Source organism: Nostoc sp. GT001 (genome assembly GCF_030382115.1).
In the GTDB taxonomy this organism is placed as follows: domain Bacteria; phylum Cyanobacteriota; class Cyanobacteriia; order Cyanobacteriales; family Nostocaceae; genus Nostoc.
Genome location: NZ_JAUDRJ010000004.1, coordinates 1 through 10,279 on the forward strand (window position 1 = coordinate 1; position 10,279 = coordinate 10,279).

The following is a 10,279-nucleotide window of genomic DNA, read 5'->3' on the forward strand; positions in this document are numbered from 1 at the left end:
ATCAATGCCGGCAGCGACTATCCAAACGACTATCCGGGCTGGAAGCGGACGCTATTTATGGATTTGCAGTATGTGGTAGGGTTTTGACCAGTGTTCCATCCCGCTTCCACAACTTGACTGTGCGATCAATACTAGATGAGACAATCCACTTACCATCAGCACTGAAATCAACACCTAAAACAATCCCTTGATGCCCTGAAAGGTGATTGAATTCATCAGCACCGTAGACAGCTTGTTCTAATATTTTGCGGGTTTGGAGATCCAGCGTATGTGCATCTGCCAAATTTTGCAGATCGAGCCGTTGAAATTTCCGTCTAGCTTGGATTGCTTGTACCAGTGCATCTAAGCGTTGATTGGAATTAAAACTACCATTGGAAGCAGCTGCGATCGCTCTTACCTCACTCAGCGATGCCTGTCGATTGGCATAGAGTGTTATGATTCCTAAGATAATCGCTGCTACTAGAGCCACACTTACCCCTAACAGTAGTCGTTGCTGAAGACGGGCGTTCTTTTGTTCACTTGCCAATCGCGCTTCAGTTTCTTTGAGCCGTTCTACTTCTAGTTTTTGCTGGACTTCCCGACGTTCCAATTCTTGGCTAGCTGCTAAAAATCGATAGTCCAAATCGCTGAGACTTTTTCGCTGAGTCCAGTCCAAGACCTCTTGTAAGGCATTCCCCCGCAACAGGCGTGACTCATCTTGAAAGTCCGATGCTACCCAAGCATTAAATGGCTGTGAATAAGGGCGCAGATTGTCTAACTGCTTTAACACCCATTCAGCATTGAAAATACTGCGGTAGATCGGATTTTTAATTCTGAGATAGCCGTTGTACCTTTCAACTACTCCCGATAGTAAAAGCTCTGTCTGTTCTCGACTATCATCTGTAGGCACGGGAGATAGTGGAAATAGAGGATGCCAAGAGTCGCTAGTGTCTTCATTGAAAGCGACGGGAAACTCCATCCCCAGGTGTCTGTAGAGGGATAGTCGCCCCGTCGCTTGGGGCATTGGGCATTGGGCATTGGTAACTTCTTCCCCATGCCCCATGCCCGATTCCCCATGCCCAAAAACTCCATCCCCTTGTGGGTGGAGTTTTTCATTCTTTACGTCCTTTATTTCCTCCGCTTGCAATACCTGCTGATAAAGACCTAACAAGCGTCCTGCTTGTTGTTGGTTGAAAAGTAGGCGATCGCGAATAGTACGCAGGTGTTCGGGTTCATCTTGTGATTCCCAGTGTTGGATAATTTGCGATCGCACCAATTCTTCTACCCAATACGCCTCAGTTTTCGGGGATAGGATAATTTTTCGATCTGATGTCTTTAAGGCAGCTTGAAGAATTAATTGACAAAGTTTTTGAGTTAGAAACGGTTGTCCCCCTGTCCAGTAGATTACCTCTTGCAGCACTATTTCTGGTTGGCTGATTGCTCCCTTTAACCCATCTAGCAATGGGTTAGCTTCATGCAATCGAAAGCCGTATAACTCTATAGCTGTTCCAATATTAAAAGGTGTCCGGCGTTTGTCAGCAATTAAATCAGATGGACTGGCTACTCCAAACAATGCAAAGCCCAGGCGTCGAAAATTCGGATCGTGTGCCTGCTGATTGTAGCAATGACGAATCCAGGCAAAAAAGTCATTGACCGGAAAATTTAAACTCAGTAAACTATCAATTTCATCAATGAAAATGAAAATGCCTTTGGCTTTGCCGCCGCCTTCACAATCGCTCTTGACATTTGGCAGCAATATTTCTTCAACAAACTGGTGTAATTTTTGTACAGGAGACAGACCTGTTTGCATATTCCACCATTGCTTAAAGTTGACGTGTTCCGCCAGATTTAACCCGTAGAATATGCTGACAATGATTCCTTTATACCATTGTGCTGATGTGGTATCCTCGCTACCCAATTGCGTCACGTCTAAGTAAACACATTTATAGCCTTCTGACTTGAGACGACGACTTATTCGCTGTAGTAGGGATGATTTACCCATTTGGCGAGAGTTGAAAACGTAGCAAAAATCACCACTTTTCAGACTGTTATAAAGTTTTTCGTCTGCTTGACGCACAACATAAGTGGGATCGTCACTGTGGAGGCTACCGCCAACTTGGTATCTCATGTGCAAAGTGTGATTAGAAAAGGAAGAGATAAAGAAGGAGTCAGAATTCAGAATTCAGGATTTAGAATACTATATCCATGCGACACTATCCCGTTGCGAAGTGTCTTGTAGAGTAATTACCAACCTCCTCTTTCTTGACCAGAGGCAGAGCCTCTTGGAATTCGTTCCCAGTCTTCAGACTGGGAACAAGGTTATGTTAACCAAAGTCAGTGGGTTGATTAAATCCGCCAAATTTATCAAAGCAATTTCGTCTTTGTCTAACCATCGCTAACCTTGACCCGGAAAACATGGCAGATTACTTGAATAAGTACCAAAAGTCTGATAGGAAAACCATACTAATGAGAATTTGGACTACTACTGCTGTGCTAGCTGCTTTTTGGCTAATATCTGGGGTCATCGGTTCTAAGCCAATCAACGCTACTTCTGTTTTGGTAGAAAACGCCATATCATCTCCGGCGCCAACGAATGCAAAACAGATTACTGTCAGTAACACCGAGTTTGGTCTGAAGAGAGTTGACTCCAAAGGAAACGTTACCATTTTTCAGACAACAAGAGTGCCACTTCAGGAAGGAAATACTTACGGGTGGCGGATTAAACTCAAAAACTACCAAGGTGAAGTGAAATGGCGTGAAGTCTTGTATTTACCAAAACCTCCAGAAACTTGGGGTACAGATAATGGTGAAGATTTCTCAATATCAGCAGACGGCAAGACATCTGTAACACGTCGCACACAATCGGCTCCAGAAGGTGTAATTGAGAATTTTTGGACAATCGCCGCTGGCGATCCCGTTGGTAAGCATAGAATAGAAGTCTATATTGATAACCGTTTGATCGGTACTTTCCAGTTTGAAGTTATTCCAGTTAAGTAGAAATGAAGGGCACAAGAGGCAGGGGAGCAGAGGGGCAGAGGGGCAGAGGTGCAGAGGAGAAAAACTGACTGTAACTTCTTTCTTGCTCCCCTGCTCCCCTAAAACTGAGGAGTATCTTAGAAATAGAAGTTTAATTCTTGTTGGGTGGCGATCGTGAATACAGAGGAATTCCTGCGATTGATCGAAAAGCAGCGCCCATGTCCTCAGACACTACCAAAAGGGCTGCAAGCAATGTGGTATGACAACAAAGGTGATTGGAGCAAGGCTCATGAAATAGTTGCAAATGCCAGTGATGCTGACAGTGCTTGGGTTCATGCTTATCTGCACCGCAAAGAAGGCGATTTGAAAAATGCCCATTTCTGGTATCAACGCAGTGGTCAGCCAGTATTTTCAGGAGAACTAAGCCAAGAATGGAAACAAATAACTTCTGTATTGCTAAAGAAGGTGAACGCGACGCATGAATGCTGAAGAATTAAAAAGGCGTTTTGCCGCAGGAGAAAGATATTTTCCAGCCGTCAACTTGAGTGGGGACAAGCTGATTGGAGCCGATTTGCCTGGAATTAATTTATGGGGATCTGACTTGAGTGGAGTTAACTTAGCTAAAGCTAAACTCTGGGGAGCAGATTTGAGTAGTACTAATTTAGCCAAAGCGAATTTGACCAGAGCTAATTTGAGTGGTGCCAATCTCAATGAAGCAAATCTTCGAGGAGCAAAACTCAACTATGCCAAGTTGTATGGAGCTAATCTAACTGGCGCTTACTATGATGAAAGTACGCGCTTTTCTAGAGGTTTTGACCCCATCAGTAGAAATATGCGGAAGGTGTAGGGAGCAGGGGAGCAGTAAGTTTTTCCCCTCTGCCTCTTGTCCCGCATTTCTCACAAGCTCAAGGCGTTTGATGGAGCAGAGGAGAAGTAATGAGTAATGAGTAATGAGTAATGAGTAATGAGTAATGAGTAATGAGTAATGAGTAATGAGTAATGAGTAATGAGTAAAAACTTCTTACTTCTTACTCATTACTTCTTACTCATTACTTCTCCCCGGCACTTGCGTAGGCTTTAAGAGGTGTGGTGAGAAATCAGGGTTGTGCCCAATCCCCAATCTCCTTTAAATAACTGATAAATGTTGATGTGAACCATCCAACACAGACGATATCAACATTTGTTCAAAGACTTTGGAAAGAGCAGTTTGAAAACGCTGACGATGCTTGATTTTGAAAAAAGGTCGAACTATTTCTGCGTAGGCGTAGTCTGCACTTCGGCTGCGCCCTTCTCTACGAGAGGCTGCGCCAACGGCTACGCTCAGGACAGGCTCAGTGACCGACGTAGGCATCGTACCCTTGCCTTCTCGGTTATCAATAACTCTAATTGCCCGCAGAGTCCCTAACTGGATTTCTTTTTTTACCATCAACTCAGAAATTCCAGTTGCACCTACGCCATTTTCAATCGCGGCTTTTGCCATCTCACCACTGGTGAACACTAAAATTACATTCAGGTCGCTGAGGTTTATCCCCCAATTTTGCAACGCTTCCTCAAATCTTTGTTGTGTACCAGATTCCCGCACCCGCATCACCCACGGAGTTTGAGTTAGTTGGCTTAAATCAATTTCTCCCCACTCAAACCAAGGGTGTTTTTGACCAACTACAATTTGCAAGCGATCGCTCCCCACTATTTCATAGTCTAAAGTATTCTGAAGTGCTGGCTTCACATCTCCTTCCACCAAACCTAAATCAAACTGTCCCATCGCTGTACCGACACAAATCGTTTCTGCATTGGCAAGAGTACAGTCAATCTGGATACCAGGATATTGGCTCTTAAACTCACTAATTTTACTTGGTAGCCAATAGTTACCAATAGTCAGACTCGACCCTAATTTCAATTCACCCCGTTGCAGATTGTTCAATTCTCGCAATCCCCTTTCTGTTAAGGAAACTTGATCGAGAATTTTCTGCGCTTCCACTTGCAGTAATTTACCCGCTTCAGCAATCTCAATATGGCGACCAATCCGATGGAATAGTTTCACTCCGTATTCTTGCTCTAAGTTGTGAATCGCTGCACTGACGGCAGGTTGTGTAATATAAAGCTCCTCTGCTGCGCGAGTAAAGTGTAAGTTGTGCGCCACAGCCAAAAATATTTTTAGCTGCTCAAGCGTCATTCCTGCCATTTATCGTATCCCTAAGACTTGATGTCAAAATTTTAATCACTTTCATTTATCATTTTGACAAATAAAAGCATTTGATTCTATCGGTTAGTTTGACTAAAGTGTAAATCAAAGCTTCGGCACGGACTTAAACGGCCAAGTAGAGAGCAGAGGGAAATGCCAAATGCCCAAGCATGAAAATAAGGACATCCATAAATGAGCGATTTAGCAACTGCGATTACCACAGGGATTACCGCATTCACTGCTACCAACATCGATGATATTGTCATTCTGACGTTACTTTTTTCGCAAATAAGTAAAACGTTCCGCAATCGTCACATCCTTGCTGGTCAGTATCTCGGCTTTGCGGCATTGATCTTTGCTAGCCTTCCCGGTTTCTTTGGTGGACTGTTTATACCAGAGGACTGGATTAGACTACTTGGTTTAATGCCAATAATCATTGGTATGAGCAGTTTACTAAAACGCGAAGAGGATTCACCAGAGGAAGCTGAAGAAGAAACCGAGCCGTCTTGTCCCTCTATCGTTAAGAGTTTTCTCTCTGGGCAAACTTGCAATGTCGCTGCGATCGCCTTTGCTAATGGCAGTGATAATATCAGCGTCTATGTGCCCCTGTTTGCCAACTCAGAATTAGACAGTCTGCTGGTGATTATAAGTGTATTCTTTACCCTAGTAGGTGTATGGTGTTATACCGCTTACAAGTTAACCTACTTGCCTGCGATCGCAACCTTTTTAACTGAAAATGGTAATACTTTTGTCCCTTGTATATTGATTGGTTTGGGTGTATTTATTGTTACAGAAAATGTCATTTGGACTCTTCTATCTGTAGTTTCTAGTTATATATTCTCATTAATTTTAGGTTTCAATACTCAGCCATCGAGTGAAGAACAAGAAAAATTAATTGTCTAAAATGAAGTGCATGATGAATTTTGTCACCAAAATCAATTCCCAACTGCAAAATATCTTACTTATCAACAGGAATCAAAACATGAAAATCTGGAAATCTCTGCTAATTGTCTTAATGATTGTCGCTAATTTCGCTTTTGCTCAACCTTCTTTTGCTGATAGACCAAAATTTAGCAAAAACCCTGACTATATCGAAGTCATTAAAGCTCTTAACGAACTCTCTCAGACCAAAGATACCCAAACTCAAGTTGAAAGTCTTACACCAGAAGAAATTAAAAAGAGAACCGAGGAATTAACACTGCAAAAATATGCTTTAGAGACGGGAATTAACTGGGGTCAATGTAATAACCAAACAGGTAATACCATAGCAGTTTACGGCAAAAGACCAAATGATGAAGACAATGAAGATGCCGTATACGAAAATGGTTTGTATTTTCTCGCTAATGGTCAGTCTACTAAAAAGAACTGGGATTGTGATGGCATCTATCTAGCGAATGATGCCAAAGTAGAAAATTTTACTTCTAGCCCTAATGGGCAAGGTCAAGAATTGACAGGCCCGGTTGCTCTCAAGATACTTGATGGAACTCAGTTGGTGATTAAGAAGAATCCAGATACTGCTGCGATTGAATTGAATGTTCCGACTGTGAAAGTTCTTAACAGCAAAGAGGCTAACTGGTTTATCCCAGATATATCACAGGCTCTCATAGATACACGAGTTCCTAATGCGCCTAGCAATCAGTCTTGAAATAGAAGTCCATAGTCTATTTTTGAATGAGTTTTCTAAATTTAAATAGGGTAACAGCCAAAATCAGAGGATAAACAGGATAAGCACTGATGAAAAACCTCTCCGATCTTGGCTGTTTTTTTAACGACACCTTATTACTTACACTTGCTCTATATCATCAATTACGAATTACGAATTATTCTGTCAGGCTTGTTTTATTTACATATCTGCATTAAAATAAATTTTGAATTTGAAAAAAATGTACAATCACAACAAGTATATTTCAGTAGCGCAACTATTGCGCTGGGTGCAAGTAATCTGGAAAGAGATTTCCTACTACCTCCGCATTTTTTTGATCAGAGCCGCTTTGGGGATAAGGGTATTATTGATGCAGTTAAAATTGAAACCTACAGAAGAAGATAAAGATAANAAAAAGCCAGGACGACTGAATCCGTCCAGAATCCGAGATCACTTGGCAAATGAGCGTACCTACCTTGCTTGGATGCGAACAGGGATCGCTCTTTTAGGCTTTGGTGTTGTTATTGTGCGTTTGCGTGCCTTCCATGTACCTTTAGTACCGCGTCCTGGCAACGGCTGGAAGTTAGGTTTAGTCTTCTCACTGGTGGGTTTAATTACGGTGTGGCTGTCAACGGGACACTATTTCGCTGTCCGTCGTGATATCGAAGAAGATACTTATGAACCAACAGACCGTTGGGTGTTGTTGTTCAGTCTGGCTGTGATGATTCTTGGCGCTGGGGTAATCTATTTTGTTTTTACAACTTCTTTAGATCCAATGAGTCCACTTATCCCTGAGTAATACAGCAGAATTCAGAACTCAGAATTCAGAACTCAGAATTCAGAATGGGCTACGCCTATCACGCTTTCTGTTTGACAAGAAGCCTACTGTGTAAGCGAAGCGTCACTGTAGGTAGTTCAGAATCGTATTTTATACAACTCGAATAATTCCCCTGATTTTTGCGCGACTACTTTAGCACCAGCCGCTTTAATCGTTTTTTCCCACTTAGCCAAAGGCTCTAAAAACACCTCGGCCCCTAAATAGGTTTCCAGAACTGCCCAATCTTCTGCTAAAGGTTGTTCTGGATTGAGGATGTCGAAGACAAAATGTCCACCTGGTTTTAACACCCGCTTGACTTCTGCCAATACAGCATTCCAGTATTCGAGGGGAAAATAGCAGCTGAATCCGGTGGCGATCGCTAAGTCAAATTGCTCTGATGGATAGTTTAGCTGATGGGCTGCCCCCAACTCAACACCTTTGAACAGCTTAGAATTCAACTGCGCCCANCGGGAATTAAGGGTATCGCGTGCCACATTACTGATTTCTTGCCCATAAAACAATGCTTGCCAATCCCGCCAAGGATAAATTAAAAAGCTGATCCCACAGCCAATATCTATACAGTGCTGGTTTTTTTGAGGTTTAGCAATTTCCCAGAAAGGGGAAGCAATTCTCCCTGAAAAACTCCCAGCAATCCACTCGCGGAATATCGGCATCGCCTGGACTTCTGTTGGGAGTTCAAATGTTTCACCTTGATACTCTCGGTTAAAGCGATAGGCTATTTGGGCTAATCTTTCGTCCCACTGGGTTGATTTGGGTGAACTAAAGAGATTTTGGAACTGAGAATCGGACTTTTTAGACATTTAGGTTTTTGCTACTCTTTCTAAGGATTGTAGTCAAATTCGCTTTGCGATCGCTAAATAAATATCAATAATCTAGCAATAAATTTCTCCATAGGCATAGCCCATCGTAGACATTGCATTATGATAAAGTAGTAGGCAGTATTGGATAACTAATGATTGTCAACAAGAAAGCAGTATCTAATAATTAGCTAATTCCTCTCAGAAACCTATCAAAATTAATCTGTTGATTTGCTTACTTGTAAAAACCTATGCAAGCAATTGCAATTGCTTCTGTAGAACAAATCAAGATGATGTTGAAATTATATCCAGTACGCAAATTAGAGTAGGGAATTTAACAGTTAATAACTGAGATTACTTATTTATTCAGGATCTTTAAAATCTAAAAGCACACATAAGTCAAGCGATACTGTTATAAATAATTTTCTGATATTTCTATATAAATTTGTTATGAACGAATTAAGAAAATATTTTGTAATTTTGCGTATGATTGAAAAGTATCTGTTAATGCTATAAGCTTGAGGTTCTTTTACCTCAGCAACCTTTTTTGCGCTGGCAGGGATTATTAGCTAAGCCGAAGGAAAAGAAAACCATTACTTCGACTGAAGCATTATTCTTATCCTTTTGGGGAAGCCTCGTCTGTATATCTCAAGAAAGACAATGAATCCTAATAAAATCTTCTGGAGAAGAGATGTCTTTGGCAAATTCATTCACGAGTGATGAAAAAAAGCAAAACTCTCACCAGCCTTTGATTTTGGTAGTTGAAGACAATAATGATAGTCTTCTGTTGATTAGCTACGCTCTAGAGTCAATGGGTTGTAGATTCATTTGTCAAACAGATTGTTCTGCAACGGTGTTGGTGGCTAAAGAATATCAGCCGGACTTAATCTTGTTGGATATTTTGTTACCAGGTCTAAGCGGTATCGATGTTGCGTGTCATTTGAAGCAAGAACCTCTAACTCACGAAATTCCAGTGGTTGCAGTTACAGCTTTAGCCACTAAGGGGGATCGAGAGCGTATTTTGAGTAGCGGCTTTGATGATTACATTAGCAAACCCTACATGCTTGAGGATTTAGAGGCTGTAATTCGTCGTGCGCTTGAGGGAAAATTCAGTCTTCATCCGGCTTTTGAGGTTTGCCAAGATTAGCAATGTAGCAGGGAATAAACAACAGGAAACGAGCAATAAGTTTGAGAGTATTCTTCAAGAGCTAGAGTCAATGTTTTTGGGTAGTTGGACAGTGAATAAACTGCCTTTACCTATTTCAGAGGTGACTCGAATAGTTCCTGTGTGTGCTTCTACAATTCGGTGGGATAGATGTAGTCCTAAACCGCTACCTGAGCGTTTGTTTCTACCTTGACGAAATCGCTCAAAAATTGTTGCTTGGTCTTCAGGCGCAATTCCATATCCTGTATCTTCTACTTCGATTGTTACCCAATCTTGATGTTTAGAATTTGGTGATTTTTCAAAAATGCGGACTGTTATGCCTCCTGTGTCTGTAAATTTGATAGCATTTGCAATTAAGTTGTATAGTACTCGTCTGAGTTCGAGGCGATCGCCCATAATTCTACCAGCATTTTTATCTTTTGGGTCTAATCCGCTGGTGTCTACTTTTAAAGTCAATCCTTTTTCGTTAGTCAGAGGTGTGATTTCGCTTACCACTTCTTGAGCAATTTCACAGCAATCACATATCTCCCAATTTAAAGTTTTTTTACCTGCTTCAAAGCGATAAACTTCTAGGAGAGTGTTCACCATCAGCATCAAATTTTGGTTACTGCGAATCATGACTGCGATCGCTTGTTTCATTTCTGGCGAAATTTTGCAGAATGTTTCCATCTCAAACAAATTCAACATCCGATCGGCGGCT

Annotated in this window: 11 protein-coding genes; 7 read left to right on the forward strand and 4 right to left on the reverse strand. The window is 41.6% G+C overall.

All coding sequences use genetic code 11. The annotated features are described in order from the left end of the window. Window positions 1-55: 55 nt before the first annotated feature. Window positions 56-2,107, reverse strand: coding sequence for an AAA-like domain-containing protein (locus QUD05_RS33800; RefSeq protein ID WP_289800158.1), 2,052 nt, complete (start codon window positions 2,105-2,107; stop codon window positions 56-58). A gap of 338 nt (window positions 2,108-2,445) precedes the next feature. On the opposite strand from QUD05_RS33800, the gene QUD05_RS33805 reads away from it, so the two are divergent. The 3 genes from QUD05_RS33805 (at window position 2,446) to QUD05_RS33815 (ending at window position 3,802) form a co-directional block, all read left to right on the forward strand. Further along, window positions 2,446-2,976 (forward strand): PM0630 family protein, encoded by a 531-nt coding sequence (locus QUD05_RS33805; RefSeq protein ID WP_289798042.1) that lies wholly within the window; start codon window positions 2,446-2,448, stop codon window positions 2,974-2,976. A 153-nt stretch (window positions 2,977-3,129) separates the two neighbouring features. Then, window positions 3,130-3,444, forward strand: coding sequence for a hypothetical protein (locus tag QUD05_RS33810; protein ID WP_289798041.1), 315 nt, complete (start codon window positions 3,130-3,132; stop codon window positions 3,442-3,444). After that, window positions 3,434-3,802, forward strand: a complete 369-nt coding sequence (locus QUD05_RS33815; protein WP_289800159.1) for a pentapeptide repeat-containing protein — start codon at window positions 3,434-3,436, stop codon at window positions 3,800-3,802. The genes QUD05_RS33810 and QUD05_RS33815 overlap by 11 nt, the downstream gene beginning before the upstream one ends. A gap of 279 nt (window positions 3,803-4,081) precedes the next feature. On the opposite strand, the gene QUD05_RS33820 is transcribed toward QUD05_RS33815, so the two are convergent. Continuing rightward, window positions 4,082-5,137, reverse strand: coding sequence for a LysR substrate-binding domain-containing protein (locus QUD05_RS33820; protein ID WP_289800160.1), 1,056 nt, complete (start codon window positions 5,135-5,137; stop codon window positions 4,082-4,084). Window positions 5,138-5,329: 192 nt separating this feature from the next. Between QUD05_RS33820 and QUD05_RS33825 the strand changes: the two genes are divergently transcribed. From QUD05_RS33825 to QUD05_RS33835, 3 genes are all read left to right on the forward strand, one after another. Then, window positions 5,330-6,040: a cadmium resistance transporter gene (locus tag QUD05_RS33825; RefSeq protein ID WP_289798039.1), complete on the forward strand. Its 711-nt coding sequence runs from the start codon at window positions 5,330-5,332 to the stop codon at window positions 6,038-6,040. A gap of 79 nt (window positions 6,041-6,119) precedes the next feature. Beyond that, window positions 6,120-6,782, forward strand: coding sequence for a hypothetical protein (locus QUD05_RS33830; RefSeq protein WP_289798038.1), 663 nt, complete (start codon window positions 6,120-6,122; stop codon window positions 6,780-6,782). A 367-nt stretch (window positions 6,783-7,149) separates the two neighbouring features. Next, window positions 7,150-7,578 (forward strand): YidH family protein, encoded by a 429-nt coding sequence (locus QUD05_RS33835; RefSeq protein ID WP_289800161.1) that lies wholly within the window; start codon window positions 7,150-7,152, stop codon window positions 7,576-7,578. 116 nt (window positions 7,579-7,694) lie between these two features. Here QUD05_RS33835 and QUD05_RS33840 read toward each other — a convergent pair whose 3' ends face one another. Then, entirely contained in the window at window positions 7,695-8,417 is a 723-nt protein-coding gene (locus QUD05_RS33840; RefSeq protein ID WP_289800162.1) for a class I SAM-dependent methyltransferase, read from the reverse strand. A 688-nt stretch (window positions 8,418-9,105) separates the two neighbouring features. Here QUD05_RS33840 and QUD05_RS33845 point away from each other — a divergent pair. Next, window positions 9,106-9,561: a response regulator gene (locus tag QUD05_RS33845; protein WP_289800163.1), complete on the forward strand. Its 456-nt coding sequence runs from the start codon at window positions 9,106-9,108 to the stop codon at window positions 9,559-9,561. A 54-nt stretch (window positions 9,562-9,615) separates the two neighbouring features. Here the strand turns inward: QUD05_RS33845 and QUD05_RS33850 are convergent. Then, a partial coding sequence (locus QUD05_RS33850) for a sensor histidine kinase (RefSeq protein WP_289800164.1) occupies window positions 9,616-10,279 on the reverse strand: 664 nt, incomplete at its 5' end.

Bases quoted from the DNA above. Each gene is read 5' to 3' on its own strand.
- QUD05_RS33800 (WP_289800158.1), bottom strand. From the start codon at position 2,107: ATGAGATACCAAGTTGGCGGTAGCCTCCACAGTGACGATCCCACTTAT.
- QUD05_RS33805 (WP_289798042.1), top strand. From the start codon at position 2,446: ATGAGAATTTGGACTACTACTGCTGTGCTAGCTGCTTTTTGGCTAATA.
- QUD05_RS33815 (WP_289800159.1), top strand. From the start codon at position 3,434: ATGAATGCTGAAGAATTAAAAAGGCGTTTTGCCGCAGGAGAAAGATAT.
- QUD05_RS33820 (WP_289800160.1), bottom strand. From the start codon at position 5,137: ATGGCAGGAATGACGCTTGAGCAGCTAAAAATATTTTTGGCTGTGGCG.
- QUD05_RS33825 (WP_289798039.1), top strand. From the start codon at position 5,330: ATGAGCGATTTAGCAACTGCGATTACCACAGGGATTACCGCATTCACT.
- QUD05_RS33830 (WP_289798038.1), top strand. From the start codon at position 6,120: ATGAAAATCTGGAAATCTCTGCTAATTGTCTTAATGATTGTCGCTAAT.
- QUD05_RS33845 (WP_289800163.1), top strand. From the start codon at position 9,106: ATGTCTTTGGCAAATTCATTCACGAGTGATGAAAAAAAGCAAAACTCT.